A 25,246-nucleotide genomic window follows, 5' to 3' on the forward strand; every position below is an offset into this window, starting at 1 on the left:
ATGGACGTTCATCCGGGGTCTCCCGGTTAGAGGTTGGAGCTTCGCAACCCCACTCTCTCAACCCGATCCCGGGTGAACAACCTTCGTAGCTTCGACACCTAGGCCGGCGTGGCCAGGGCGGCCACCGCGCGCTCCTTGATCGCCTTGTAGTCAACCTTGCCGTTGGGCGCGCGGCCGATGCTCTCCACCAGCACTAGGTCCCGCGGCGCCTTGTAGCCGGCCAGCGTCAGCCGCACGTGTTCGGACAGCTCCGACAGCGACGGCGCCGCCTCGCCGTCGGTCTCCACCACCGCGCAGATCCGTTCGCCGAAGCGCGGGTCGGGCAGGCCCACCACCACCGCGTCGCGCACCTGGGCGTGGGTCTTCAGCGCCTCCTCCACCTCTTCCGGGAAGACCTTCTCGCCGCCGGTGTTGATGCAGACCGAGCCGCGGCCCAGGAGCTTCAGCGTGCCGTCGCCGTTCACCTCGGCCCAATCGCCCGGGACGCTCCAGCGGACGCCTTCCAGGGTCTTGAAGGTCTTAGCGGTCTTCTCGGGGTCCTTGTAGTAGCCCTGGGGCAGGAAGCCGGTGACGGCCACGAGGCCGCGCTCACCGGAGCCGGGCTCGACGCGACGGCCATCCTCGGTGAACACCGAACAGTTCGGGCCGATGATGAAGGCCGCAGTCTGCGCCTCGGCGCCCGGCGCGGAGGCCGAAACGCCCAGGCCCACCGCCTCCGACGAGCCGAAGCTGTCGAAGATCATGGCGTTCTTGGCATGGCTCAGGAGCCCGCGCTTGTTCTCCTGGCTCCACATGGAGCCCGACGAACTCATAGACCGCACCGTCGAGAGGTCCCAACGGCCGGGATTGGCCTCCAGCGCCTCCAGCATGGGCGTGGAGAAGGCCAAGCCCACCAGCACCACGGCGCTGGCCCCGATCCGGTCGACCTCGTCCCACAGCTCCATGGCGTTGAACTTGCGCGAGGGTAGGTAGGCCGCTGTGCCGCCGGCGTTGAAGGCGATCAGGTTGGAGAACTGGCCGGTGCCATGCATCAGCGGGCAGGCGATCAGCGAGATCGGCCGGATGTGGTCCGGCGTCTGCAGGCGCGCGACCAGCCCCTCGACCGATTCGGCCGGCGGGATGCCGAGCAGGGCGTTGCCGCCCGCGCCGATGACGTTGAACAGGTCGTCCTGGGCCCACATCACGCCCTTGGGCATGCCGGTGGTGCCGCCGGTGTAGAGCAACAGCAGGTCCTCGCCCGCACGGCCCCAGGGCGCCTTCACGGGCCGCTCTGCCGGGGCGGCGGCCACCACGGCGTCGTAGTCCGTCGCCCAGTCGGGGACCGGATGGCCGGGCTCGGCCACCGCCACCCAGGCCTTCACGCCGGGCAGGCGGCGGCGGATCCGCTCCAGGGTCTCGGCGAAGCTGGCGTGGAACACCACGGCCTGGGCGTCGGCGTTGTCGAAAAGGTAGAACAGCTCCTCCGGCCCATAGCGGTAATTGGTGTTCACCGGCGCGAAGCCGCCCTTGAAGGCGGCGAAATAGCTTTCGATGTACTCCGGCCCGTTGAACAGGAAGGCCGCGACCTTGCCCTGGCGTTCCAGGCCTCGGTCCAGGAAGTATGCGGCCAGCGCGTCCGCCCGGGCGTCGAACTCGCTCCAGGTGATCACCCGATCGCCCTGGATGAAGGCCGGATGGTCCGGCTGGGCGGCGGCGATCGCCTCCCATACGTCCGCGAAGGTCCAGGACACCACGATCAACCTCCCAACGACTTGTTTGTTGAGCCAAGTTGGCGTCCGCAGCCCTGGGGAAGTCAACGTCTCAGATGGGGAGCGCGGTGGTGAACTTGATCTGCTCCATGGCGAAGGAGGAGGAGACGTCCTGCAGGGGCGCGGCCGCGATCAGGCGCTTGTAGAAGCTGTCGTAAGCGGCGATGTCCTTGACCACCACTTTCAGCAGGTAGTCGGTCTCGCCGCTCATCCGGTAGAACTCCACCACCTCCGGCAGTCCGCCCGCGCCCTTGGCGAAGGCGTCCAGCCACTCCTCGTCGTGGCGGCTGGTGCGGATCGAGACGAAGACCACCAGGCCGAGATCGAGCTGTTCGCGGTCCAGGATCGCCACGCGACGCTCGATCACGCCGGCCTCGGTCAGCCGCTTCACCCGCTTCCAGCACGGCGTCTGCGACAATCCGGCCCGTTCGGCCAATTCGGCGATGGCCAGGGTGGCGTCGGCCTGCAGCTCGCGCAGGATGCGACGGTCGATGGCGTCGAGAACAATCTGCATGCGGATGACCTCCAGCCGAGAATTTCATTCTACCGGCTTTAGGCGGTTGACGCCAGATCGTGCTATGCCCCCTAAGGGCTAGCCAGTTATGCAGATTTGCGTCGCCGCGTGGCCTTTAAGGCGACCGGGGTCACTGCAACGTCACCGAACAGCGTTTAAATCGCCATTTTACACGCCACAGGCGAACCCCCTGCGTTTCTCTAGGTGACGCGGGATGCATTGCGCACCTAGGATGCCGGCAAGCGACTCAGTTCACGCACATTCCACGTGTGGCCGCAGACGCCTGATATCTAGCTGGGGGAGCCCACAATGGCCGATACCAAGAAGACCAACGCCCTGCAGAAGCCTCTGACGCCGTCGCCGGAACTGGCCGCTGTCGTCGGGCCGGGACAGCTGTCCCGCGGGGAAGTGGTTTCCAAGATCTGGGAATACATCAAGAAGAACAACCTGCAGGACCCCAAGAACAAGCGCGACATCCTGGCCGACGCCAAGCTGAAGCCCGTGTTCGGCGGTAAGGACAAGGTCAGCATGTTCGAGATGAACAAGCACCTGGCCGGCCACCTGAAGTAGGATCTCGGCCTCCGGCGGCGGTTCTCCGCCTGCCCGGACGACCGAAGCCCAAGACCTCGCCGGGCCGACGCCGGGCGGGGTCTTTTGCGTTCTGGGCGACAGCCTTCGCGGGTGTTTTTCCCGGCTTGTGCGTCATCGCTTAACCGTGGCCTGCGATCCTCGGCCCCGCTGAGTAGCGGCGAGGAGTGAAGCGTGCCCGAGAGCGCCGAGGCGGTTGCTCTTCCTAAGGAAGCGGCTGGCGCGCGCCCCGCGTCCCAGGGCGCGCAACTGGGCGCGCTCGCCAAGGCGCAGCTTGCCGGCGCCCTGCGCCTGGTGTCCGCCGAGGCCCTGCCGGACGTCGAGCGCTACTGCGATCCGGTCCTGGTCGCGGCGGGCAAGGTCAGCCTCTTTTCCCTGGAAGCGCTGCAGAAGGCGTTCGGCGGGCGCTGGGCGGCGCGCCGCGAAGAGGTCTTCGCCTTCGCCGACGCCCTCCTGACCCGCAGCGTGGGGGACCGCGGCGCCTTCCGCCGGGTCTCCGACAGCGATTACTTCGTGGTGCATTCGACACTTGGTGAGCTGACCGGGCAGGCGGCGTCGCTCCGCTATCTGCGCGAGATCCTGATCCATTTCCTGGGCAAGGCCGACAAGGCCGTGCAGAGCGTCCTGAAGGTGACCCGGTTCCGCAAGGGGCGGCTGGAGACCGAGCCGGTCGACGCCCGGCGCGTCGAGGCCCTGGCCGCCGACCTCGGACCCCACGCCGAAACCGATGGGCCTGACTGGCTGGCCGCCTTCCAGGAGACGAGCGACATCACCACCCGCCTGGTGGACCGCTCGTCGCCCTTCGTCGCCTCCGACGGGCGGACCCTGCGGATCACCGCGACGCTGGAGCCGGTCTACGAACTCAAGAACTTCACCCGCATCGGCTTTCGGATGATCCGCCGGATCATCGTCGTCGATACGGGCGAGGAGCTGTCGGCCAAGCAGATCGCGGCGCTCTCCACCGGCGACCTGTTGCGCGCGGACATGGCCACCATCACCCGTGGCATCGCCCGGCTGAAGGCCGAGGACGCCGATGAGGAACAGCTCAGCCTGATCGTACCGGTCTCGTTCTCCAGCCTGGCCAGCCCGCGCGGCCGCGCCGAGCTTGTGGCCCCGGTGCGCGAGGCCGCCGCCCTGGTGCGGCTGGGCGTGATCTGCGAGGTCCACGATATCGAGGGCGTGCCGCAAAGCGCCCTGCAGGCGGTCAACGCGCTCATCCGGCCGCTCTCGCTCCTGGTGGTCGGGCGGCTGACCCAGCCTACCGCGGCGGCCTTCGCCAAGCTGGGCGGCGCCGGCTTCCAGGCGATCGCCTTCGAATGCCCGCACGGCGCGGTGAGCGACGCGGAGTTCCTGGGCTGGGCCCAGGCCGCCGTCACCGCCGCGCGCCGGGCGGCGAAGTCGGTGCTGGTCTACCGGGCCGGCACCATGAAGCGGGCTGGCGCCCTGGTCTCGCTGGGCGCAACCCACATGAGCCTGGACGCCGGCTGACGGATCAGTAGCGCTGGTAGGTTCCCTTCAGCGGGACCTGGCCGATCCCCGGCTTGGAGAAGTCGCAGACGCCGTCCGGGAACACCGCCTTCAGCCGCGTCCATTGCGCCGGGGTGAACCTGACCTTGTAGTCGGCGGTCTTAGGCGCCTTCAGCTGGCACTTCAGCACATCGTTGGCGATCGGCGCGCCGGCCACGATCCTCGGCTCGGAGTGGTTGGGATAGGTCTTGTTGTAGCCGCTGGGTGCGTCCCAGGTGGCTTTCTCCACGTGCTTCATGCCCTGGAGGTCGAACCAGGCGTCCGCCGCCGCGGCGGGCTTGTGCCGGACCACCTTGGCGTGGGTCAGCGGCGCGGGGTCGGCCGCCAGCGCGTCGAGCCAGGCCGTCATGGCGTCCAGCGCCTGGGTCGCCATGATCTCGCGGCCCTTGGCCACCGCCGGGTCGTTGCGCGGGCCGCCCAGCTCGCCGCCCGGGCCCACCCAGAAGACCTCGTTGGCGCCGTCGCCCTGGGCCTTCACCACGCGGGCGCGGATGGACATGTCCCGCTCGCGGCTGTGGATATCGCCCAAGGGGTCGTTGTAGGTGCGGTAGTGGATCATCGGCACGGTCGCCAGGCCCCCGCCGCCGCCCATCAGCAGGCCCGAGGCGTAGGCCGCCTTCAGCGCGATCGGGTCGCCGTGGCTGCGGGCGTCGCCCATCTTGCCGTCCTTGTCGTAGCCGCCGATCTTCTCGTTGAGGTCCAGGAACTCATCGACCGTCAGCTTGCCGTCGTTCAGGCCTTTGAGGCCGTACTGCAGGCCGACGTTGTCCTCGGTGGTGCGCGCATAGCCGGTCCTGGGATCGCGGCCGTACTGGTTCACCCGCCAGTCGGCGAGGGCGCAACGCGCGCCCTTGGGGTTGCTCACCGGGTCCCAGACCAGGCTCTGGTCCTTCAGGTCGCAGCCGGCCTTGAAGCCGGACATGGCCACCGGCACGAAGGACCGCTCCCAGGCCCCGCAGGTGCCCGGGGTGAAGCCCTCCACGGCGGTCTTCTTCTCTTGGCTCCAGCCCTTGCCGGCGTCCGACTTCCAGAACCGCTGCAGCACGCCGCAGTCCGACGTGTGCAGGGTCGAATCCGGGAAGGAGAGCGACGGCTGCAGCCCATCCAGCAGGCCGGGATAGATCTGGGTGATCACCAGCTGCTGGATCGCCCCGCCGGAGCCGCCGTTGCCGACGGTCCACTTCGGGACCCCGTGGTCTTTGATGAAGCGCTCCTTCAGCATCATCAGGGTCTCGCCCTGCAGCACCCCGTTGCCGTGCAGGTTGTTGACCAGCTCGGTGTCCACCGCGTGGGCGAAGCCGCGCGACAGGTAGAGGTCGGCCAGCGCGCTTTCGGCGGTGTTGGAGCCCTGGTTGTACTTCGCCCCCGCGCCGCCGCCGAAGCTCACCGCCAGGCGGTGGTTCCAACCCTTCGGGTCAGCCAGCATGGCGATGCGGTAGATGCTGCGGTTGACCGTGCCCGACTCCACCCGCACCACATAAGGGACGGTCGCGCCGTCAGTGGTCGTCGCGGTGACGAGGTCGCCGGGGCGGTCGGCGGGGTTGGCCAGCGGTTTGAACTTGCCGTCGGTCGACTTGTAGAACCAGTCGGTGCGCGGCGCGGCTGAGCAGTCGGCGTCCAGCGGCTTGCCCAGCCCAGACTCCTCGGTGCGGCACTCATAGGGGCTGATGTGCGGCCCCGACAGGATCGGGCCGGTGACCGGATAGTCGGTCAACGTCAGGCTGGCCTTGGCCGCTCCGGCGCTGGCCGAAAGCGTGTTCTTGCCCACCGTGAGGCCCTTCACCAGGCCGCGCAGGCTGTGGGTGGCCGGGTCGAGCCGCAGGTCGCCGGAGACGTCCTTGCCGTTCAGGCTCAGCGTCACGCCCTTGGCCGCGCCGCGCACCTCCACCAGGGCGTCGCCGCCGCTGACCATGTCCGGCCGCGAGGACAGGGTGCGCAGCGAAAGCCCAGCCGCCGGCTTGGCCGCGGCGGCCGGAGCCGGCTTGCCGCCCGTCGCCTCGGCCGGCGTTGGAGCGGCCCGGGCCGCGCCGCTCAGGCTCAGCGCCGCCAGCCAACCGATCGCCGCCAGCCGCGGCGCAACGGATTTCCCCATGACCATCCTCCCAACCCTTTTCGCGAGCTTGGCGGCTTGCCGGCGCCGAGGCAATCGCCCAGCGCATTGGACGTGGCGGTCAGGGACGGGTCAGGACGCACAGTATTGGACCACGCCGTGCAGGGCGGCGTGCAGCACCTGCCTCAGCTTCACCTCGCCTCCCGGCGTCGTGCAGTAGCTGTGCCCTGAGCCGGGCGGGCCTTCGATCAGGGTCACCCACGGATTGGCCGCCAGCGCCGCGCGGTCTTCCGGGGTGATGAAGGACGGCCAGGTCGCGGCTTCGCGCTCGGGCTGCATGGGCTCAGCGCCGACGATGACGTCGGTCGGGACCGCGATGGCGCCCAGCAGATGGCGGTAGTCGCGGTTCTCCAGCCGGTCCTGCGCGATGCCGAACATATCCCAGAAGAACCGCGCCATGGCGGCGTTGTCGGGGTTGAGGGCCATGCGTTCGCGGGAATTGGCGATGAACGGCCAGAGGCCCTCGGTCTCGAAAAATGGCTCGACGGCCACGCGGCGGCGGATGTTGGGCAGGTCGAGGCCCAGGGTGAGCAGGTTGCCGGTGGAAACGCCCAGGGCAACGATCGGCTGGGTGGGCAGCAACAGCGCCACCGCGCGCTGCAACGCCTCGGTGGCTTCGGCCAGGGTCGGATTAGCCCAGGGCGTCGCGGCCATCCCCGGCATGTTGGCGACCAGGACATTGGCCCCGGCGAAGGTCGAGACCAGGTCATGCAGGTAGGTCGCCGTCGGAAACGCCCCGCAGACCGCCAGGAGCGAGGGCCGCACTCGGTCAGTGTGCAGGCGCCCGACGAAGCTGAGCCCCCCAGTCTGGTTCTCGATCAGCAGGAAATTCATGCAAGCCGTCTAGGGGCGGGCCGGCTGAAGGGCAAGCCAGGCCCCGCGGCCCGGGCGACGGCGACGTCGTGAGGCCTCAGCGGAGGAAAACATAGTCGGCGGAGTAGGGCTCTGCACGCAGTTCGCCGGCCGCGGCGCACGCGCCCTTCAGGCCGCCGCCATGAGTGTTCAGGCGTAAGACCAGGGTCACCGCCGTCAGGACCCCTGAACCTCGGTGTTCCGAGACAGCCAGTTTCAGCAGCGGGATGTCGTTGGCGCCGACGCCTGGCGCGCTCGCCAGCATCTGGCCCTTCACGGCGCCGCCGCCGTCGATTTCCCACGTCGGGCCGGCGTAGTGGCGGCCCACCGTCTTGCCGTCGTCGCCGATCAGAGCGGCGATGGGTTCGCGGAAGGTCCACATGGGACGCCCGCTCCCGTCGGCCTGGCATTGATAGAGTTGGGCGCCTTCAGCGTGGACCGCCAACACCGTCTCCCGGCCCGCGACGCCGAAGGCCCGCGGCGCCGCGGCTGAAGGCGCCGCGCCCAGCGCGGGTGAGCTCAGCATGGAGCCCAGCCACAGAGAGCTGAGCGCCAGAGTGCGAAGGGTCTCAGGGGCGGGAATCACGGTCTCTCTCCAGCGGCTCGGATCGTTCCGCACCTTCGTTCAGCTTCAGCGGCCTTCGAAGTTCCCCACCCGCCGTTCGGCCACGGCGCGGACGCCTTCCTTGTAGTCCTCGGTGTCGCGCAGCCAGCCCTGTTCGGCGGCCTCGACGTCGGTCTGGGCGCGCACGGCCGCCGCGAGATCCCCACGCAAGGTCTTCCGCGTGGCGACGATGGCCAGGGGGGCGTTCTCGGCGATCTCCTGGGCCAGGCGCAGGGCCGCGCCGCGCAGGTCCTCCAGCGGGACGACCTCGTCCACCAGGCCCCAGGGCAGGCCGTCCTCGGCCTTCACCCGGCGGCCGGTCAGGAACATCAGCTGCGCCTTCGTTGGGCCGATCAGGTGCGGCAGGGTGTGGGTCAGGCCGAAGCCTGGATGGAAGCCCAGCTTCACGAAGTTGGCGGCGAAGCGCGCGTCGGGCGAGGCGATGCGGAAGTCGGCCATCACCGCCAGGCCGAGGCCCGCGCCCACCGCCGCGCCCTGGATGGCGGCCACGATGGGTTTCTTGGCCGAGAACAGCCGCACCGCCTGGTCGTAGAGCGGGTTGACCGCGCCCAGGCCGCCCGCGCTCTCGCTGCGCACCAGGTCGGCGCCGGCGCAGAAGTTCTTGCCCTCCGCCTGCAGCACCGAGCAGCGCAGGGCCATCTCCGCGTCGATGGCGTCGAAGGCGTCGGCCAGGTCGCGCATGAACTCCACGCTGACGTGGTTGTTCGGCGGCCGGTCCAGCGTGACGATCGCCACGTGCCCGTCGACCTGGACCTTCACATGTTCCCCGAAAGCGCCGTTCATCGTCTCGTCCCCAAGAGGTTCCTGGCCACCACCCACTTATGGATTTCCGTGGGGCCGTCATAGATGCGCATGGTGCGGAGCTTGGCCTGCATCAGCGCCAGCGGCAGCTCCTTGGTCATGCCCATGGCGCCGAAGGCCTGCATGGCGCGGTCCACGGTCTCATAGGCCATCTCGGTGGCGTACCACTTGATCATGGAGATCTCATTCCGCACATCGCGGCCCTGGTCGAGCTTCCAGGCGCAGTCGTAGGCCATCAGCCGGGTGGCGTGGATCTTGGTCGCCGCCTCCGCCACCCAGAACTGCACCGCCTGGCGCTCGGAGAGCGGCAGGCCGAAGGTCTTCCGCTGCGGGGCGTACTCGATGACCATGTCCAGCGCCCGCTGGGCCATGCCCACCGACCAGGCCGCCATCTGGATGCGCCGCGTGCCGAGCCGGGTCTGCATGGGCGCGAAGCCCTGGCCCTCGGTCCCAAGCAGCTTCCAGCCCTCGACCCGGCAATCCTCCAGCGCGATCTCGTAGGTGTAGGCGCCGCCGATCATCGGGATGCGCCGCAGGACGTTGAAGCCGGGCGTGCCCTTGTCCACCAGGAAGGCGGAGATGCCGCCGCGGGCGCGCTTCTCCTGGTCGGTGACCGCCATCAGGATGGTGAAGTCGGCGTCCGCCGCCCGCGAAATCCAGATTTTCCGGCCGTTGATCACCCAGTCGTCGCCGTCCCTCACGGCCCGGGTGGTCATACCGGCGGGATCGGAGCCCGCGCCTGGCTCTGAGATGCCGATGGCCGAGATCGTCTCGCCGGCGACATAGGGCGCCAGGTAGGCGGCGCGCTGCCGGTCATCGACGGTCTGCATCAGCATGCGCAGGTTCGGGCTGTCCGGCGGCAGGGTGTAGGGCGTCACGCAGCGGCCGATCTCCTCCTCGACGCCCACCATGGCGGTCATCGGCAGGTCCGAGCCGCCGACGTCGGCCGGGGCGTCCAGGCCGAACAGGCCGAGTTCGTGGGCGACCTTGTCCAGCCGGGCGTGCTCGTCGGGACCGATGCCCAGGCCCTTGCCCTCGGCCTCGCGGGCCAGGACGCCGGCTTCCAGAGGCATCAGCTCGTCGCGGACGAAGTTGGCCACCAGGTCCTTGAGCATCCGGTGCTCTTCGGCGAGTTCGAAATCCATGGGTCCTCTCGTCCGTCTCTCGTGCTTCAGGCCAGCTGGCGTCGGTCGGGACGCTAAACGCAGCCTTCCATGGCGTCGACGTCCGCCAACACCTTGTCCGTAAGCGGCCTGCCGACCTTCGGCGACCGTTTTCCTTCGGCGTGGGCCACTCCAAGCGGGAAAGCTTGGCCGCTCGACGGCGCCGAGAGGGTCGCTTAAACCTCGGCGACCGTGAGCCAGCCCGCTTCCGCCCACCCGACCGACAAGGCGCAGGTTCGCCGGCTGGTCCGCGGCATGGGAGTTATGGGCGTCCTCTTCCTGACGCTGTCGGCGGAGACGCCGGCGTCCTCGGTCTTCGTAATCCTACCGGGCGTCATCCAGGCGGCGGGATCGGGAGCCTTGATCTCGATGACGGCGGCTGGGCTGGTCGCGCTCTGCATGGCGCTCACCTACGCCGAGCTGGGCTCCAGCTTTCCCTCCGCGGGCGGCGAGTACGCCATCGTCGGCAGCGTCCTGGGCCCCGCGGCGGGATTCTCCGTCCTGGGCGTGAACCTCTTCAACCTGCTGTTGTCCTGCGCGGCGCTGTCGCTCGGCGTCGCGGACTATCTGGCGCCCATCCTGCCGGGCCTGTCGCCCGTCGCGACGGCGCTCGCCGCCTTGGCGGTCGCCACCGGCCTTGGGGTGCTCAACATCCGGGCGAGCGCCGCGGCGACGGGCGCCTTTCTCCTCGTGGAGCTGGCGGCGTTGGTGGCGGTCACGGTGCTGGGGCTCTCGCACCCGGCGCGTCCGATACAGGCGCTGTTCGCACATCCGGTGGCGCTCGCGCCGGGCCCGGCGCTCTCGGCCGTAGGCCTGGGCGGCCTGGCGACGGGCGTCGTCGTGGGCCTCTTCGCCTACGACGGCTACGGGAACGCGGTCTATCTGTCCGAGGAGGTGCGCGACGTGCGCCGCCGCCTGGTGCAGGCGGTCTTGTGGGCTCTGGCGGTCACCACCGTCGCCGAGATGGCGGCCCTGGCGGCCGTGCTGATGGGCGCGCCCGACCTGACGGCGCTGCTGCGGGCGGGCGACGACATGATCTCGGATTTCACGCGCCGGGCCGGCGGCGCGGTCCTGGGGCGGACGATCGGCGCCGGGGTGGCGCTCGCAATCTTCAACGCCGTGATCGCGCTCGTGCTCATGACCGGGCGGCAGGTCTACGCCACGGCGCGGGACGGCGTCTGGCCGGGCCCGCTGGGCCGGCTGCTGACCGAGGTGCATCCGCGGTTTGGGTCGCCGTGGGGCGGGACGTTGCTGGCCGGGACCCTGTCGGCGGGGCTGTGCCTGCTGCCGATGAAGCTGCTGCTGATGCTCTCGGGATCGGGGGTGACGCTGATCTACATTTCCCTGTCGCTGGCGTGCCTGCTTCGCGGCCGCGGCCGCGCCGCGTCGCCGGGGTGGCGTCTGCCCCTGTGGCCCGGCCCGCCGCTCCTGGCGCTGACGCTGTTGCTGTTGGTCGCCGCGGCGAGCCTGAAGGACGGCTGGGTGAGCTTCGCCGTCAGCCTGGCCTGCGCCGCCGCCGCGGCCCTATATTACGCCCTGGTTCTCAAGCGCCGGAGCGAATGGCGACTGAGCGGTCCTTCCGTCTCCGACGAGGCGGATCAGGCAGGGCAACGACCCTAGCGGAAGTCCACGAGACAACGACCCAGCCCTAACCGGCGGAACTTCCGCGCCGATTTATGGAGTGGGAATCCGCGCCGTGTTAGTGGCGGAAAGAATGGTGGGTGCAGTAGGATTCGAACCTACGACCCGCTGATTAAGAGTCAGCTGCTCTACCAACTGAGCTATGCACCCGCCGTCGCTCCGGACCGCTTTAGGGCCCGGCGGCGAGGGCGCGGAAAATACGCGAAATCGCGGCCTTGGCAAGGCGCGTACGGCAAGGGGGTTTCGTGTCGTCTCAAGAGCCTGTCGGCGCAGTGGATTTTGGCTACCTGGAGGACTTCGCGGCCGGCGATCGGCGCGTGGTCGGCGAGGTGCTGGCGCTGTTCCTGGAGCAGGCCGGGGCCTGGAGCGCATCGCTGGACCCCGCCGCGCCCGGCTGGCGCGACCTGATCCACACCATGAAGGGCGCGTCGCGTGGCGTGGGCGCCTTCAGGCTCGGCGACGCCTGCGCTTCGGCCGAGACCGAAGGCCCGTCGGCGACCCCCGCCGTGCGCGCCGCCCTGGAGGCCGCCGCGGGCGAGATTTCGGCCTATCTCGCCCGGGGCCAATCGGCCTAGGAACGCGCGTCACCTGAGGATCGGCGGTTCGTGGCGCTCAAGGATTTCACGCAGAGGCAGGTGACGACGCGGCTGGGGTCCGTGGGCCTTTTGGTGGGGCCGCAGACGCCCGCCGCCCGCCGCCCGCTGCTGTTGGCGATCCCGGGCATCCTGGCGCCGGTTGACCCGATCGCCGGCCACGGCGTCGCCCTGGGGATGCTGGCCGAGGCTTGCATCCTGCAACTGCCGGTCAGCCGCGCCAACGCGGTCGCGTCCTGCGCATTGGCCGACCTCTCGGCCATGGTGGGCGAGATCCTCGAGACCGAGTTCGCCGCGCGCCAGGTGGTGCTGCTGGGCGTCTCCACGGGGGCGGTGATCGCGCTTGGCGTCCGGGCCCGCAACCTGGCGCGGGTGGTGGCCGTCGAGCCGCCGCTCGTGACCCGGACGCTCTGGCCGCTGACCCGGAGCCTGCCAGAGCATCTGCGCAGCCAGAACGATCCGGTGGCCAACGCCTTTGCGCTGGAAGCGTTGGGCCTTGGCCCGCAGGGCGCCTCGCCGCGCGACCACACGGGCCTGCTGCGGGACCTGAGTGTCCCGGTCGACGTGCTGCTGGGCTCCGAGCCGTTGATGCCGCCGCGAGAGCTCAAGCGGCTGCCGAGCCTTGTGGACGAGGCTGAGCGGCGCCGGCTGGCTGCCACGCCGGGCGTGCGGCTGCATGTGGCGCCCGACGCCGGGCACAACGTCCTGGCGCACGCGCCGCGCCTGGCCGCCGCCGTGCTGGGGGAGGCGTGCCGGCGGGCGGCGGCGATCCTGACGCCGGAGCGCCTGCGGCTGGACGAGCCGCTGCTGGAAGCCACCCCACTGACCGCCCAGCGCATCCTTTATCGCGGCGCGGACGGCGCGGCCTTCGCCGAGGCCTGCCGCCGCCGCAACCCCGCCTGCGAGGTGGAGATCGCCGGTGGCGCCGATGGCGCAACCAGCCGCACGGCGGATGTCGACGTGCTGGTCCTGGGCGAGACGCCGCCGCCGGAGGCGCTGGCCCAGCTCGCGCCGCGCCTGCGGCCGCAAGGAACCCTGGTTGTCCGCTGGACCGATCTGGAGACGACCCCGCAGGCGGCGCTGCCGCCCCTGGGCTTCGCCCTCCGCGAACCGGTGGATGAGGGCGGCACAGGCGTGTGGCGGACGCGGAAGCCGGCGGCCGGCGCAGCGCCGGCCCCGGCGCTGAAGGTCCGCACCGTCGCCTACGCCACGGTGATGATGGATATCCGCACCCGCCTGCCGACCCAGGCCCTGCAGACGGACCCGGAGCTGCGCGTCACCTACGAGCGGCCGCCGTTCACGTTTCCGCCGGGGCCGCGCGAGGCGCCCAAGATCCTGCTGCTGCAACGCCCCGCCGAACTGCGGCCGGAGGTCTGGCGCGACTTCATCGCCGAGATGATCCGCGACGGGTGGTTGGTGGTGATGGAGTTCGACGACGATCCCTTGCTGGTCGCCGAGGTGCAGGGCCGCCCGGTGGTGGAGGAAGAGGTCGCCCGCATGGGCTATGTCCACGCCATCCAGACCGCCAGCCCGCCGCTGCTCGACCTCTTCCGGCGCTACAATCCCGAGACGGTGCTGTTCCCCAACGCCGCCTTCGACCTGCCGCCGTTTCCGCAAGGCCCAAGGCCGCCCAAGGTCTTCTATGGCGCGGCGTTGCGCGGCGGCTATGCGGTGGCGGTGGCCCGCGCCCTGGCCCCGGCGGCAGAGGCCTGCCCGGACGTCGAGTTCGTGGTGATCGGCGACCGCGAGGTGTTCGACGCCCTGCCGGGGCCGCGCAAGCGCTACTACGACTACATGAGCTACGAGGCCTATCTGGAGCTGATGGCGGACTGCGCCGTCTCCCTCTCGCCCATTGAGGCCTTGCCTCGGCGGGAGGCCAAGAGCGACGCCAAGTTCATCGACGCCGCCCGCGCGGGCGTGCTGACGATCGCCTCGCCGACCATCTACGACCGGGTGATCCGCCATGGAGAGAACGGCTTGCTGGCCCGCGAGATCGAGGATTGGGCGCCCTTGCTCGTCCAGGCGCTCACAAACGCCGCCGGGCGCGAGCGGATGGCGCGGCAGGCCTGGGAAGAGGTGCGCGACGGGCGGATGTTCGCCCACCAGGCGCAGGCGCGGCGAGACTGGTACCGGGACCTCTGGCGGCGGCGCGAGGCGCTGAACGAGGCGCTGATGGCGCGGATGCCGGGCCTGCGCGAGCGGGTGGCGGCGTTGACGCCGGCAGGCCGCTGAGCTCTCAGGCCTCCTGGCGCCGGGTGTCCCAGACGCCGAACTCGTGGGCGATGCAGGCCTCGATCAGGGTGCGCCAGACCGGCTCGGCGATGGCCTCCGACAGCCCGGCCTCACGGGCGGCGGCCTTCACCTTGGCCACCACGTCCTCGATGCGGGCCGGGTCGCGCACGGCGGCGCGGTCGGCCTTGATGCGGGCGGCCGCGTCCATATAGCGCTGCCGCTCGGCCAGGATGCTCACCAGCAGGCGGTCCAGCGCGTCCACGCCGACGCGGACCTCGGCCATGGTCGCGCAGTCGGCGGGCGCGGGGCGTGGGTCGGTGGAGAAATCCATGCGAACTGACTCGTCTCTTCGGTCTTTGGGCGGTCTAGATACCCGCTCCATTGTCGATGGCCAGCAGGGCCTGCTCGTGGGCCAGCGCCTGGGCCTCGATCCAGCTGACGAAGGCCTTCACCTGCGGCAACCGGCCCTTGGCCTTGGGATGGACGAGGTAATAGGCGAAGTCCACGGCGGTGGCGATCTGGAGGGGCGCGACCAGGCGGCCGGCCTCCAGGTCGGCCTGGGCGAGCGTGCGCTTGGCCAGGGCCACCCCGCGCCCGTTCACCGCCGCCTCGATGACCAGGCTCGACTGGTTGAAGCGCGGGCCGCGCATGCCGTCGATGGTCTTCAGCCCCCGCGCGGCCAGCCACATGGACCAGTCCGGGCAGCTGTCGTCGAGATCGGGCGAGCCGTCATGCAGCAGGACGTGGTCGGCGAGGTCCGCCGGCGTGGCGATCGGGTGGGCGGCCAGGTGGTCCGGGCTGGCCACCGGGATCACCGTCTCGGAGAACAGCCGTGAGACCTCCAGGCCCGGATAGCGCCCGGCGCCGTAGCGGATCGCCACGTCCACCTCGCCGGCCTGCAGGTCGACCAGTTCGATGGCCGCCGAGAGCCAGACATCCACCTGCGGATGGGCCTGCTCGAAGGCGCCCAGCCTGGGCACCAGCCACTTGGCGGCGAAGGAGGGTGGGGCGGTCAGCGTCAGGCGCCGACCGTCCACGGCGGCAGTGAGCAGGGAAGCGGCCTCCGCCAGCCGGTCGAAGGCCTCGCGCAGAGCGGGCAGGGCGGTCTGGGCGGCGTCGGTGAGCAGAAGCCCCTTGGGCGTGCGCTTGAAGAGCGCCGCGCCGACATAGTCCTCGAGGTTCTGGATCTGCTGGCTGACGGCCCCCGGCGTCACCGACAGCTCGTCGGCGGCGCGGCTGAAGTTCAGATGGCGGGCGGCGGCCTCGAACGCGCGCAGGGCGTTCAAGGGCGGCAGGCGCCTGCGTTCCACGGGTCGTTCCATAGAAATCCTGACAACCCCGGCAGAAGTCCTTGGCTTGCGACTTGGGCGCTCCGCACCCTAATTGCAACCGTCCGCCGGTGTATCGGCCCTTTCATCGGTGGGATATCGGCGGGACGGACTTCGGTCCGTCCCGTTCCGCTTTGCAGATTCGAGCTTATTAGAGAACCTAATCCATGGCGCAACGGCAACCTGGGCGGCGGGGCGGTGGCCTGGTGCTGCTGGGCGGCGGCGGACGCCGGGAAACCGGCCCGGTGTGGCTGGTGGGCGCCGGCCCTGGCGACCCCGAGCTCCTGACCCTCAAGGCCCTGAAAGTCCTGCAGAAAGCCGACGTCGTCGTGCACGATGGCCTGGTCTCCGACGAGATCCTCGACCTCGCGCCCGAGACAGCCCGGCGCATCTCGGTCGCCAAGCGGAAGTCGCGGCACTCCTATAGCCAGGATGAGATCAACCGCATGCTGGTGGCCTTCGCCCGCGACGGCCTGACGGTCGTGCGGCTGAAGGGCGGCGACCCCTTCATCTTCGGCCGCGGGGGCGAGGAGCTGGAAGCCTGCCGCGCCGCCGGGGTCGAGTGCCAGATTATCCCCGGCGTCACCGCGGCGCTCGCGGCCAGCGCCAGCGCCGGCGCCCCGCTGACGCACCGCGGCGCGGCCCAGGCGGTGACCTTCGTCACCGGCCACGCGGCCAGCGGGAACGAACCCGACCTTGACTGGGAAAGCCTGGCGCGGCCTAACCAGACGGTGGTGATCTACATGGGCCTGTCGCAGGCCGCTCCGATCGCCGCACGCCTGCTGGCCGCCGGCCGCGCCGCCGCGACGCCCGCCCTGATCGTCGAGAACGCCAGCCGCGCCGACGAGCGGCGACTGCCCGCCACGCTCGCCGGCCTGGCCGAAACCGCCGCGGGCCTCAGCGGCCCTGCCTTGCTGATCGTGGGTGAGGCGATGGCGCTGGCCCTCCCGAATGTCCCGGCGGAAGCCGGGACCCAAGCTGCGCCTGGTTCATCGTCAGAATGGATCCCGGCTTTCGCCGGGACGCTCGGAGGTTTCAAGTGAAGGCGCTGACCGCCAACCGCCTGATCGACGGCGAGGTCGTGTTCTGGCGCCAGGGCCAGTGGGTCGACCAGTTCGCTGAGGCCGAGCTGTTCGCCGACGACGATCCGGCCGGCGAGGGCGCCGAGGGCCGGGCCAAGAGCCAGCCCACGGTGGTGGTCGAGCCCTACCTGATCGACCTGACCCAGTCCGAAGGCCTGTGGGCGCCGGTCAGCTACCGCGAACGCATCCGCGCGCTCGGCCCCACCAACCTGAACCACGGCAAGCAGGCGGAGGGCGGCGCGTCGGTCGAGGCCCTGCGCAACGCCCACGGCGCGGCCCGCTCCACCGGCCGCGTCGACCTGATCAAGCGAAAGTAGGCTCGCATGTACCGCTACGACCAGATCGACAAGGACATGCTGGCCGACCGCTCGGAGGAGTTCCGCGGCCAGGTGGCGCGCCGTCTGGCGGGCGAGCTGTCCGAAGACCAGTTCAAGCCGCTGCGGCTGCGCAACGGCCTCTACCTGCAGCTCCATGCCTACATGCTGCGCGTAGCGGTCCCCTACGGCTCGCTGAACCCGGACCAGCTGCGCAAGCTGGCCTGGATCGGCCGCACCTACGACAAGGGCTACGGCCACTTCACCACCCGGACCAACCTGCAGTTCCACTGGATCAAGCTGGCCGATGCGCCGGACATCCTGGATGCGCTGGCCAGCGTCGACATGCACGCCATCCAGACCAGCGGCAACTGCATCCGCAACGTCACGTCAGACCCCTACGCCGGGGCGACCTCGGAAGAGATCGACGACCCGCGTGTCTGGGCCGAGGCGATCCGCCAGTGGTCGACGGTGCATCCGGAATTCAACTGGCTGCCGCGCAAGTTCAAGATCGCCGTCACCGCCTCGGCCAAGGATCGCACGGCCGCCAAGACCCACGACATCGGCCTCAACCTGAAGCGCGCCCGCGACGGCGTGCTGGGTTTCGAGGTGATGGTGGGCGGCGGCCTGGGGCGCCTGCCGCACATCGCGCCGACCATCCGGCCGTTCCTGCCGGCAACGCGGCTGTTCTCCTATCTGGAGGCGATCCTGCGGGTCTACAATCGCCACGGCCGGCGCGACAACATCCACAAGGCGCGCATCAAGATCCTGGTGGCCGCCCTCGGCGCCGAGGAATTCGCCCGCCAGGTCGAGGCCGAGTGGGAGAAGGTCAGCGTCTCCGCCGATCTGCCCGACACCGAGCTCGCCCGCATCCGGGGCGCCTTCGCACCGAAGAGCTTCGAGACCCTGCCGGCGGTATCGGAGGCCTTCGAGGCCGCCAAGCTGAAGACCCCCGCCTTCGCCCGCTTCGCCCGCAATAACCTGAAGCCGCACAAGGCGCCCGGCTACGCCATCGTCGAGATCGCGCTGAAGGGCATCGGCGACACCCCCGGCGACTGCACCGCCGAGCAGATGGAGGTGGTGGCCGACCTCGCCGAGCGCTTCGGCCAGGACGACATCCGGGTGACCCACGAGCAGAACCTGGTCCTGCCGCACGTAAGGCTGGACGACGCGCCGGCGGTCTGGACGGCGCTGGCCGCCGCGGGCCTGGCGACGCCCAACATGAACCTGGTCAGCGACATCATCGCCTGCCCGGGGCTGGACTACTGCGCGCTGGCCAACGCCCGCTCGATCTCGGTGGCCCAGAACATCGCCAGGACCTTCGCCGACCCCGAGCGGGCCGAGCTGGTGGGTGAGCTGAAGATCAAGATCAGCGGCTGCATCAACGCCTGTGGCCATCACCACGTGGGCCACATCGGCATCCTGGGGGTCGATAAGAAGGGCGAGGAATTCTACCAGCTCACCCTCGGCGGCTCGGCGGCGGAGGACGCCGGCGTCGGCCAGGCCCTGGGCCCGGCGCTGCCCTACGACAGGGTGGCCGAGGCGGTGGACACCCTGGTGGACGTCTACCTGCGCGAACGCCAGGGCGCCGAGCGCTTCCTCGACACCGTCCGCCGCACCGGCGTCGCGCCCTTCAAGGAGGCCGTTTATGCCGACGTTCATTAGGCTGCAGGACGGCGCCTTTTCGCTCGCCGAGGACCCGTTCACCGCGGTCGCCGACGACCAGCAGATCCCGCCTGGCGACGTGATCGTCTCGCTGGCCCGCTTCCAGACCGAGGGCGGCGGCCTGCTCAGTGAAGGCCGCCAGGTGGGCGTGCGGGTGGAGAGCCACGAGGCGGTCGAGGCGCTCGCCTACGACCTGCCGGAGATCGCGGTGGTGGCGCTCCACTTCCCGAAGTTCGGCGACGGGCGCGCCTATTCCTCGGCGCGGCTGCTGCGCGAGCGGTTCCAGTTCAAGGGCGAGGTGCGCGCCGTGGGCGACGTGCTTCGCGAACAGGCGGGCAATATGGCCCGCTGCGGTTTTGACGCCTTCGAGCCGGCGGACGGCTCGACCGTGGAGGTGTGGGAAAGGGCCGTCTCGCGCTTCCGTCATGTGTACCAGCGCGCGAGTGACGGCCGACCTCCGGCCTTCGAGGCGCGGGGAGGGTAAATTGGCCTACGACGCTTCGGAACGCTGGCTGACGCTGGCGGCGCGGCTGGACGCGGAGCTGCGGCACGCCCATCCGCGCACGGTGCTGGAGGAGGCGGCCGCCACCTTCGGCGACAGGCTGGCCCTGGTCTCGTCCTTCGGGGCGGAATCGGCGGTGCTGCTGCACCTGGTCTCCAAGGTGAAGCCGGACATGCCCGTGCTGTTCCTCGACACCGGCATGCTGTTCGCCCAGACCCTGGACTATCGCCGACAGCTCACCCAACGGTTCGGCCTCACTGACGTGCGCGACCTGCGCCCCGCCTACAACGACCTGGCGGTCGCCGACCCGCACGCCAAGCTCTGGCAGAGCGACACCGACGCCTGCTGCGAGATCCGCAAGGTGATCCCGCTGGACAAGGCGCTCGCGGGCTTCGACGCCTGGATCACCGGGCGCAAGCGCTTCCATGGCGGCGCGCGCCTGTCGCTGCCGGTGGTGGAGGAGGCCGACCATCAGGTGAAGTTCAATCCCCTGGCCAACTGGACCAAGGCTGACCTCGACGCCTACGTCGCCGAATACGACCTGCCGGCCCATCCGCTGGTGGCCCAAGGCTTCCCCTCAATCGGCTGCTGGCCCTGCACCCATCCGGTGGAGGACGGCGAAGACGTCCGCGCCGGCCGCTGGGCCGGTCTGGACAAAACCGAGTGCGGTATCCATGTCGCACGCGCCCCCGGCGCGATCACCAATGTCGGCGGCGATATTTGACGCGGCCTTGAGAGACGCTAGACACCGCCATGAATGACGTTTCCCACGCTCCGGTCGCCGCGCCCGTGAAGGCCGGCGGCGCCTTCTTCGTCGAGACGGTGACCTGGGTCCAGCACTGGACCGAGAGCCTGTTCTCGTTCCGCACGACCCGCGACCCGGGCCTGCGCTTCGCCAGCGGCCAGTTCGTCATGGTGGGCCTGGTGAAGGAAGAGGACGGCAAGCCCCTCGTGCGCGCCTATTCCATCGCCTCGCCATCCTGGCACGAGGAGCTGGAATTCTATTCGATCAAGGTGGCCGACGGCCCGCTGACCTCGCGCCTGCAGAAAATCAGGGTGGGCGACGAGGTGCTGATCGGCCGCAAGCCCACCGGCACCCTGGTGCTGGACGGCCTGAAACCCGGCAAGCGGCTCTACATGCTGGGCACCGGCACGGGCCTTGCGCCCTGGCTGTCCCTGGTCCGCGACCCGGAGGTCTATGAGCGGTTCGACGAGGTGATCGTCACCCACACCGTGCGCGAGGTCGCCGACCTCAACTACCGCGAGCTCTTGTCCGGCGCCCTGGCCGAGGACGAGATTCTGGGCGAGCTGATCAGGCCAAAGCTGAAGTACTATCCGACGGTGACCCGCGAGCCGTTCCAGACTGAAGGCCGCATCACCGACCTGATCGCCTCGGGCCAGATGTTCCGCGACCTCGGAACACCGCCTTTCGATCCGGCGGTTGACCGGGTGATGCTATGCGGCGGTCCGTCGGTCCTGGCCGACCTGAAGCAGCAGCTGCTGGACCTCGGCTACGAGGAAGGCTCCATCGCCGCGCCCGGCGACTTCGTCCTCGAACGCGCCTTCGTCGAGACCTGAGAGCCTAGGCGGGGCGCGGGGTGAGATTACGCGTCAGGTCGACGTCCGGGGCCTCGAAGGTCTGTCCGGCGAGCTTTTCGAACTGGACGATGAGCGGCGGCAGCTCCGCGTACAGCTCCAGGGCGAAATTGAAGGACCCCTCGCGTTCCGCCATCGCGGCTTCTACGGCGTGCGGGCTCGCCTTGATCGCGTCCTGAGCTTCCTGCACCGCTTCCAGCGTCAGGCTCATCTGGACCAGCAGGATATGGGTCTTGGCCCGCAGCTGCGGGTCGCGGATCGCGAATAGGGTCTCGCGGTTGCGCTCATAGATCTGGGTTTCGCGCACCGCCGCCTTGATGACGCGCATGGTGATGGGGCCGTAGGGATCGCCGCGGCCGCGGCTCTCGTCGGCCAGGCGGATGGTCAGCCGCAGGCCGGTCAGGATCTCGCCGAACAGGAGGGCCGCGCTCTGCTCGCGCTCCTTGCGGTTCAGCCGGTTCTCAATCTGGCCGCCCAGCAGGCCGCCCATGGTCGCCAGCACCGCGCCGACAGCGACGCCGAAGAGGGGCCCCGCGTCCGCCATGTCCACGTGCAGCATGGGCCCTCCCCAACAGTCCCCAGCCGCGCCAGCCTCAGGCGCTCTTGCGTCCCGCGATCCAGGCGTCGCCGACCTGGTCGAGGATGTCCAGCGGCACGCGCCCGCAGGACAGAACCGTATCGTGGAAGTCCTTGATCGCGAACTTCGCCCCCAGCGCCGCCTTGGCCCGCGTGCGCAGGTTCACAATGGTGGTGTGGCCAAGCTTGTAGGAGCAGGCTTGGCCCGGCGTGGCGCAATAGCGCTCCACCTCGCGGGCGGCGAAGCCCGGCGCCTCGCCCTCGTTCTCCACGAAGCGGGCGATGGCCTGCTCGCGGCTCCAGCGCATGTGGTGGATGCCGGTGTCGACCACGCAACGGTTGGCGCGGAACAGCTGGAACTTCAGGTAGCCGATGCGGCCCAGGGGATCGTCGTCATACATCCCGATCTCATCGGCGAGCTGCTCGGCGTAGAGCGCCCAGCCCTCGCCGTAACCGGAGAAGCCGGTGTTCTTGCGGATCAGCGGAAGGTCCTTGTTGGAGAGCGCCAGCCCGCCCTCCAGCTGGTGGCCCGGCAGGCCCTCGTGGAAGATGGTGGTCGACAGGCAGAACTTCGGCCACTCGGCGCTGTCGTGCAGGTTGAAGTAGACGATGCCGGGCCGCGAGCCGTCGATGGCCGGCCCCTGGCTGAAGGCTGAGGCCGCGCCGGCTTCGGTTTGCGGCGGCACGCGGCGCACCTCGAACTTGTAGGGCGGCACGCGGCTGAAGACGGTCGGCAGGCGCGGGCGGATCTCGTCCAGCCGGCGGTTGCAGTAGGCGATGGCGTCGGCCTTGCCCGCGTCGGTGTTGGGGAAGATCTGCTTGGGATCGGCGTAGAGGTGCTTGATGCGGTCGGCCAGCGACCCCTGGGTCAGGCCCTGGGCCTTCAGCAGGCCGTCGATGCGGGCGGAAATCTCCTTGCCCTGTTCCAGGCCGATCTTGTGCACCTCGTCCGGCGACAGCTTGGTGGTCGTCGTCGAGTGAAGCGCCGCCTCGTAGAAGGCCGGGCCCTCCTTGAAGCGCCAGACGCCGGCATCGTGGACCGCGCCGGCCCGCAGCGCCTTGGTCGCCGCTAGCTGGCGCTCCAGGGCCGGCAGCACCTTCTCTGAGTAGATTTTCGCCGCGTCCTTGCCGTAGCGGTCGCCCAGGCCCTTTTCGGCGGCGCGCCGCGCGATCGAGGTGACCACCAGGGCCCTGTCGACGGGTTCGACCGTCTTGGTCATCTGGTCGAGGGTGAGGTCGAGGATGAAGTCCGGCGGGACGATGCCCAGGCCCACGTCGTGATGCAGCCGCTCGGTGTCGGCGTTCACCTGGTCGCCGAAGGCCGAGAGGCGGGCGAGGTAGGCGTCGGCGTCCTCGGCGGTGGCGATGGTGTGCTTGGTGTCCAGGAAGTCCGGCGTCGACTGGTAGGCGCCGGTCAGCTGGCTCAGCACATAGGCCGACGGGCTGAAGGCCGAGCCGCCGAAGTCGAAGCTCTGGGTCCGCGCCGTCGACTGGCGCGTGTAGACGATGACGTCGTAGTTCAGCCGGTCGGCGCCGCTCAGCGTGTTGCGGTCGATGGCCTGCAGGCGGCGGAGTTGGTCGGCGTTCAGCGCCTTGGCCTTGGCCCGCCCGGCGCTGGAGCCGTCGTCCAGCCGCGACTTCAGGTCGGCATGCGGGCCCTTGTCGAGGCCGAGCTGGGTGGCGCTCTCGGGCCGAAGCTGCAGGCCCTCCTGGAAGAAGGCGTCGAACAGGGCGGCCAGCTGTGGATTGCCCGCCGCCAAGGCGCGCGGCGCGAGGCCGGCCACGGCGACCGCGGCGCCGGAGGACAGCAAAAGGTCGCGGCGGTTCAGCATCTCGGTCCCCCTGACGTATCGGAAGGCGCGACCCTAGGTCGGACTCACGCTCGCCCGCAAGGCGAGCTCCAGCACAAAGGCGGCGCGCGCCTCCACCGTGGCCCTGGGAACGATGACCGGCCGGTAGCTGAAGCGGTCGAGCCCGGCGAGGATGCGGCCGAACGTGGCCTCGGCCTCGGCCCAGTCCTGCCGCCGTTCGGCGTCCGTCCGGTAGATCTCCCGCCAGGGTGGGAAGACGAAGACCCGCGGGTTGTACCGGCGCGCCCGAGCGGCGGCGATGAGCGCAGGCGGCGCGTCCCACCGCGGATCGAAGCCGTCGAGGATGCCGCGGTCGAAGAAGACGCGGCCGGCCTCATGGCTCAGGGCGTCGAACTTGCGGAGATCGCGCCGGACGCACAGCTCGCAGTACGCCGCGTGGTCGTCCCAGGGCGTGGCGCGGCCGCCGCCGGCGACCTGTTCGGCGATGACGGCGCGGTGGGTCTCCTCCACCACGTGTTCGCCGCGGCCCTCGAGATGGCGGATGAGCGCGGTCTTGCCGACGCCGGGACCGCCCGTGAAGACAAAGAAATTCAGCTTTTCGATCAAGATGTTCTCCAGACATGCTGAGGCGGCCGGCGGCGCTGGCGTTCTAGCTGTCCGGGGAGATTTGGCAGGCGGCGGAAGCGCCTGGCCCAGGCCGACTAGCCTGGAGGGCAGCCTTCGAAGTCGCCGACCTTGACGGCGGTCAGGCTCGCGAGGTTCACGCCCTTGATGGCGCCCATCGAGCCGGCGTTGGCGCCGGTGTAGAGGTCGATGCGCTTGCCCTTGATCGCGCTGCCGGCGTCCGAGGCGTACCAGTAGCCGTCGTGCGTCGAGCCGTCGGGCATCTTCAAGCCGACAGTTTCCTTGATGAACAGGACGCTGTGGCGCGGGATCAGGTTCTTGTCGACGGCCACGGTGCGCATGGCGACCACCTTGCAGCCCAGCGCGTCCAGGGCGCCCACGCCCTTGACGCCGGCGTGGTAGAGCGTCGCCTTCAGGTTCCAGCCGGGGCCGGAGGGCAGGGCGCCGGTGACCACCGACATGATGATGTCGCCCACAGGGTCGGCGGACGCAGCTTGCGCCCCGTTTGCGGCGAGAAGGGCGGGAAGAAGTGCCAGAGCGGCGAGGCGGCGTCGCAAGACGGCGTCCTCCTTCGTCGTTGAACTGGTGCGGTGGGGACCCTAGCCGGACTCCGACAGCCCAGGCAACCCCGCATGGGCTGCGGCCGATCGACCTTTCAGTATATCTAACAGACTCCAGTCGATGAGTTCGGTTGCTTTCACAGGCAGATCGGTCATCTATCCGCACCGCGCCGGAGGGGAAGAATTTCATGAAAATCTATGGGGATTCCATCTCCGGCAATTGCCTGAAGGTGAAGTGGGTCGCCGATTCCCTGGGCCTTCCCTACAACTGGATCGAGACCAGCGTGCTGACCGCGGAGACTCGCACGGCGCAATTCCTGGCGATGAACCCCGCAGGCCAGGTCCCGCTGGTCGTCCTGGGCGATGGCCGACCCTTGGCCCAGTCCAACGCCATCATCCTGCATCTGGCGGAGGGCTCGGGCCTGATCCCGGCCGACGCCTATGACCGCGCCAAGATGCTCGAATGGATGTTCTGGGAGCAATACAGTCACGAGCCCTACGTCGCCGTGGCCCGTTTTCAAGTCCGCTACCTGGGCAAGCCCGCCGATGAGCTGGAGGCGCGGATTGTCGAGCGCGGCCGCGCGGCCTTGCAGCGGCTGGAGGACGCCCTGGTGGCCTCGGCCTTCCTGGTCGGCGGGGCCCTCAGCCTGGCTGATGTCGCGCTGGTCGTCTACACCCGCGTGGCGCCCGAGGGCGGTTTCGACCTGACGGACTATCCGCGCGTGCGGGCCTGGATTGTCCGCGTGGAGCAGGCGCTGGACATCACCGGGCGCTGAGGCGCCGGAGGCGCTTGC

At 69.8% G+C, this 25,246-nt stretch carries 25 protein-coding genes and 1 tRNA gene; 12 read left to right on the forward strand and 14 right to left on the reverse strand.

Features of this window, described 5'->3' with window-relative positions; all coding sequences use genetic code 11:
• Positions 1–98: 98 nt before the first annotated feature.
• Both E8A49_RS14595 and E8A49_RS14600 read right to left on the reverse strand, forming a co-directional pair.
• Positions 99–1,733, reverse strand: a complete 1,635-nt coding sequence (locus E8A49_RS14595; protein ID WP_293382650.1) for an AMP-binding protein — start codon at positions 1,731–1,733, stop codon at positions 99–101.
• Positions 1,734–1,800: 67 nt separating this feature from the next.
• Positions 1,801–2,262: an Lrp/AsnC family transcriptional regulator gene (locus tag E8A49_RS14600; RefSeq protein ID WP_293382653.1), complete on the reverse strand. Its 462-nt coding sequence runs from the start codon at positions 2,260–2,262 to the stop codon at positions 1,801–1,803.
• A 309-nt stretch (positions 2,263–2,571) separates the two neighbouring features.
• On the opposite strand from E8A49_RS14600, the gene E8A49_RS14605 reads away from it, so the two are divergent.
• Both E8A49_RS14605 and E8A49_RS14610 read left to right on the forward strand, forming a co-directional pair.
• Positions 2,572–2,832: an SWIB/MDM2 domain-containing protein gene (locus E8A49_RS14605; protein WP_293382656.1), complete on the forward strand. Its 261-nt coding sequence runs from the start codon at positions 2,572–2,574 to the stop codon at positions 2,830–2,832.
• Between the two features lie 192 nt (positions 2,833–3,024).
• A complete protein-coding gene (locus E8A49_RS14610; RefSeq protein ID WP_293382659.1) occupies positions 3,025–4,338 on the forward strand; it encodes a hypothetical protein in 1,314 nt (437 codons plus the stop codon).
• Between the two features lie 4 nt (positions 4,339–4,342).
• Here E8A49_RS14610 and E8A49_RS14615 read toward each other — a convergent pair whose 3' ends face one another.
• The 5 genes from E8A49_RS14615 to E8A49_RS14635 all read right to left on the reverse strand — a co-directional run bounded on the left by E8A49_RS14615 (position 4,343) and on the right by E8A49_RS14635 (position 9,910).
• Positions 4,343–6,469, reverse strand: coding sequence for a DUF6351 family protein (locus E8A49_RS14615; RefSeq protein ID WP_293382662.1), 2,127 nt, complete (start codon positions 6,467–6,469; stop codon positions 4,343–4,345).
• A 90-nt stretch (positions 6,470–6,559) separates the two neighbouring features.
• Positions 6,560–7,321, reverse strand: coding sequence for an alpha/beta hydrolase (locus tag E8A49_RS14620; protein WP_293382666.1), 762 nt, complete (start codon positions 7,319–7,321; stop codon positions 6,560–6,562).
• A 76-nt stretch (positions 7,322–7,397) separates the two neighbouring features.
• Positions 7,398–7,925, reverse strand: a complete 528-nt coding sequence (locus E8A49_RS14625) for a DUF3455 domain-containing protein (RefSeq protein ID WP_293382669.1) — start codon at positions 7,923–7,925, stop codon at positions 7,398–7,400.
• A 45-nt stretch (positions 7,926–7,970) separates the two neighbouring features.
• The gene (locus tag E8A49_RS14630; protein ID WP_293382672.1) at positions 7,971–8,747 is read right to left on the reverse strand and encodes an enoyl-CoA hydratase/isomerase family protein; all 777 of its coding nucleotides are present in this window, start codon (positions 8,745–8,747) and stop codon (positions 7,971–7,973) included.
• A complete protein-coding gene (locus tag E8A49_RS14635; protein ID WP_293382675.1) occupies positions 8,744–9,910 on the reverse strand; it encodes an acyl-CoA dehydrogenase family protein in 1,167 nt (388 codons plus the stop codon). The genes E8A49_RS14630 and E8A49_RS14635 overlap by 4 nt, the downstream gene beginning before the upstream one ends.
• Positions 9,911–10,120: 210 nt before the next feature.
• Here E8A49_RS14635 and E8A49_RS14640 point away from each other — a divergent pair, with 210 nt between their 5' ends.
• Positions 10,121–11,548, forward strand: coding sequence for an APC family permease (locus E8A49_RS14640; protein ID WP_293382678.1), 1,428 nt, complete (start codon positions 10,121–10,123; stop codon positions 11,546–11,548).
• A gap of 95 nt (positions 11,549–11,643) precedes the next feature.
• Here the strand turns inward: E8A49_RS14640 and E8A49_RS14645 are convergent.
• Positions 11,644–11,719, reverse strand: a tRNA-Lys gene (locus E8A49_RS14645).
• Positions 11,720–11,841: 122 nt separating this feature from the next.
• Here E8A49_RS14645 and E8A49_RS14650 point away from each other — a divergent pair.
• Positions 11,842–12,144, forward strand: a complete 303-nt coding sequence (locus E8A49_RS14650; RefSeq protein WP_293382681.1) for an Hpt domain-containing protein — start codon at positions 11,842–11,844, stop codon at positions 12,142–12,144.
• A gap of 30 nt (positions 12,145–12,174) precedes the next feature.
• Positions 12,175–14,394 (forward strand): glycosyltransferase, encoded by a 2,220-nt coding sequence (locus E8A49_RS14655; protein WP_293382684.1) that lies wholly within the window; start codon positions 12,175–12,177, stop codon positions 14,392–14,394.
• Between the two features lie 4 nt (positions 14,395–14,398).
• Here E8A49_RS14655 and E8A49_RS14660 read toward each other — a convergent pair whose 3' ends face one another.
• Positions 14,399–14,725, reverse strand: a complete 327-nt coding sequence (locus E8A49_RS14660) for a chorismate mutase (RefSeq protein WP_293382687.1) — start codon at positions 14,723–14,725, stop codon at positions 14,399–14,401.
• Positions 14,726–14,759: 34 nt separating this feature from the next.
• Positions 14,760–15,716: a transcriptional regulator GcvA gene (gcvA, locus tag E8A49_RS14665; RefSeq protein WP_293382690.1), complete on the reverse strand. Its 957-nt coding sequence runs from the start codon at positions 15,714–15,716 to the stop codon at positions 14,760–14,762.
• Between the two features lie 173 nt (positions 15,717–15,889).
• Here gcvA and cobA point away from each other — a divergent pair, with 173 nt between their 5' ends.
• The 6 genes from cobA to E8A49_RS14695 are packed head-to-tail and all read left to right on the forward strand — an operon-like array spanning position 15,890 to position 20,863.
• Positions 15,890–16,765 (forward strand): uroporphyrinogen-III C-methyltransferase, encoded by an 876-nt coding sequence (cobA, locus tag E8A49_RS14670; protein ID WP_293382693.1) that lies wholly within the window; start codon positions 15,890–15,892, stop codon positions 16,763–16,765.
• The gene (locus E8A49_RS14675; RefSeq protein WP_293382696.1) at positions 16,762–17,121 is read left to right on the forward strand and encodes a DUF2849 domain-containing protein; all 360 of its coding nucleotides are present in this window, start codon (positions 16,762–16,764) and stop codon (positions 17,119–17,121) included. The genes cobA and E8A49_RS14675 overlap by 4 nt, the downstream gene beginning before the upstream one ends.
• Before the next feature lie 6 nt (positions 17,122–17,127).
• Entirely contained in the window at positions 17,128–18,783 is a 1,656-nt protein-coding gene (locus E8A49_RS14680; RefSeq protein WP_293382699.1) for a nitrite/sulfite reductase, read from the forward strand.
• A complete protein-coding gene (locus tag E8A49_RS14685) occupies positions 18,767–19,267 on the forward strand; it encodes a DUF934 domain-containing protein (RefSeq protein WP_293382702.1) in 501 nt (166 codons plus the stop codon). Before E8A49_RS14680 ends, E8A49_RS14685 begins: the two co-directional genes overlap by 17 nt.
• 1 nt (position 19,268) lies before the next feature.
• A complete protein-coding gene (locus tag E8A49_RS14690; RefSeq protein ID WP_293382705.1) occupies positions 19,269–20,009 on the forward strand; it encodes a phosphoadenylyl-sulfate reductase in 741 nt (246 codons plus the stop codon).
• Positions 20,010–20,038: 29 nt separating this feature from the next.
• A complete protein-coding gene (locus E8A49_RS14695) occupies positions 20,039–20,863 on the forward strand; it encodes a ferredoxin--NADP reductase (protein WP_293382707.1) in 825 nt (274 codons plus the stop codon).
• A gap of 4 nt (positions 20,864–20,867) precedes the next feature.
• Here E8A49_RS14695 and E8A49_RS14700 read toward each other — a convergent pair whose 3' ends face one another.
• The 4 genes from E8A49_RS14700 to E8A49_RS14715 all read right to left on the reverse strand — a co-directional run bounded on the left by E8A49_RS14700 (position 20,868) and on the right by E8A49_RS14715 (position 24,353).
• A complete protein-coding gene (locus E8A49_RS14700) occupies positions 20,868–21,440 on the reverse strand; it encodes a hypothetical protein (protein ID WP_293382710.1) in 573 nt (190 codons plus the stop codon).
• Between the two features lie 34 nt (positions 21,441–21,474).
• Positions 21,475–23,289 (reverse strand): DUF885 family protein, encoded by a 1,815-nt coding sequence (locus E8A49_RS14705; RefSeq protein ID WP_293382713.1) that lies wholly within the window; start codon positions 23,287–23,289, stop codon positions 21,475–21,477.
• Positions 23,290–23,322: 33 nt separating this feature from the next.
• Positions 23,323–23,874 carry an AAA family ATPase gene (locus E8A49_RS14710; protein ID WP_293382716.1) on the reverse strand — a complete coding sequence of 184 codons (552 nt, stop codon included), beginning with the start codon at positions 23,872–23,874 and terminating at the stop codon, positions 23,323–23,325.
• 95 nt (positions 23,875–23,969) lie between these two features.
• The gene (locus E8A49_RS14715; protein ID WP_293382719.1) at positions 23,970–24,353 is read right to left on the reverse strand and encodes a 3D domain-containing protein; all 384 of its coding nucleotides are present in this window, start codon (positions 24,351–24,353) and stop codon (positions 23,970–23,972) included.
• A gap of 287 nt (positions 24,354–24,640) precedes the next feature.
• On the opposite strand from E8A49_RS14715, the gene E8A49_RS14720 reads away from it, so the two are divergent.
• Entirely contained in the window at positions 24,641–25,228 is a 588-nt protein-coding gene (locus E8A49_RS14720; RefSeq protein WP_293382722.1) for a glutathione S-transferase family protein, read from the forward strand.
• The last annotated feature ends 18 nt before the right edge of the window (positions 25,229–25,246 follow it).

This window comes from Phenylobacterium sp. (assembly GCF_004799515.1).
GTDB lineage: Bacteria > Pseudomonadota > Alphaproteobacteria > Caulobacterales > Caulobacteraceae > Phenylobacterium.

Excerpts from the sequence above, each read along its gene's own strand:
- E8A49_RS14600 (WP_293382653.1), bottom strand. The coding sequence starts at position 2,262 with ATGCAGATTGTTCTCGACGCCATCGACCGTCGCATCCTGCGCGAGCTG.
- E8A49_RS14605 (WP_293382656.1), top strand. The coding sequence starts at position 2,572 with ATGGCCGATACCAAGAAGACCAACGCCCTGCAGAAGCCTCTGACGCCG.
- E8A49_RS14615 (WP_293382662.1), bottom strand. The coding sequence starts at position 6,469 with ATGGGGAAATCCGTTGCGCCGCGGCTGGCGGCGATCGGTTGGCTGGCG.
- E8A49_RS14620 (WP_293382666.1), bottom strand. The coding sequence starts at position 7,321 with ATGAATTTCCTGCTGATCGAGAACCAGACTGGGGGGCTCAGCTTCGTC.
- E8A49_RS14630 (WP_293382672.1), bottom strand. The coding sequence starts at position 8,747 with ATGAACGGCGCTTTCGGGGAACATGTGAAGGTCCAGGTCGACGGGCAC.
- E8A49_RS14635 (WP_293382675.1), bottom strand. The coding sequence starts at position 9,910 with ATGGATTTCGAACTCGCCGAAGAGCACCGGATGCTCAAGGACCTGGTG.
- E8A49_RS14660 (WP_293382687.1), bottom strand. The coding sequence starts at position 14,725 with ATGGATTTCTCCACCGACCCACGCCCCGCGCCCGCCGACTGCGCGACC.
- gcvA (WP_293382690.1), bottom strand. The coding sequence starts at position 15,716 with ATGGAACGACCCGTGGAACGCAGGCGCCTGCCGCCCTTGAACGCCCTG.
- cobA (WP_293382693.1), top strand. The coding sequence starts at position 15,890 with ATGGCGCAACGGCAACCTGGGCGGCGGGGCGGTGGCCTGGTGCTGCTG.
- E8A49_RS14680 (WP_293382699.1), top strand. The coding sequence starts at position 17,128 with ATGTACCGCTACGACCAGATCGACAAGGACATGCTGGCCGACCGCTCG.
- E8A49_RS14685 (WP_293382702.1), top strand. The coding sequence starts at position 18,767 with ATGCCGACGTTCATTAGGCTGCAGGACGGCGCCTTTTCGCTCGCCGAG.
- E8A49_RS14695 (WP_293382707.1), top strand. The coding sequence starts at position 20,039 with ATGAATGACGTTTCCCACGCTCCGGTCGCCGCGCCCGTGAAGGCCGGC.
- E8A49_RS14700 (WP_293382710.1), bottom strand. The coding sequence starts at position 21,440 with ATGCTGCACGTGGACATGGCGGACGCGGGGCCCCTCTTCGGCGTCGCT.
- E8A49_RS14705 (WP_293382713.1), bottom strand. The coding sequence starts at position 23,289 with ATGCTGAACCGCCGCGACCTTTTGCTGTCCTCCGGCGCCGCGGTCGCC.
- E8A49_RS14715 (WP_293382719.1), bottom strand. The coding sequence starts at position 24,353 with ATGTCGGTGGTCACCGGCGCCCTGCCCTCCGGCCCCGGCTGGAACCTG.
- E8A49_RS14720 (WP_293382722.1), top strand. The coding sequence starts at position 24,641 with ATGAAAATCTATGGGGATTCCATCTCCGGCAATTGCCTGAAGGTGAAG.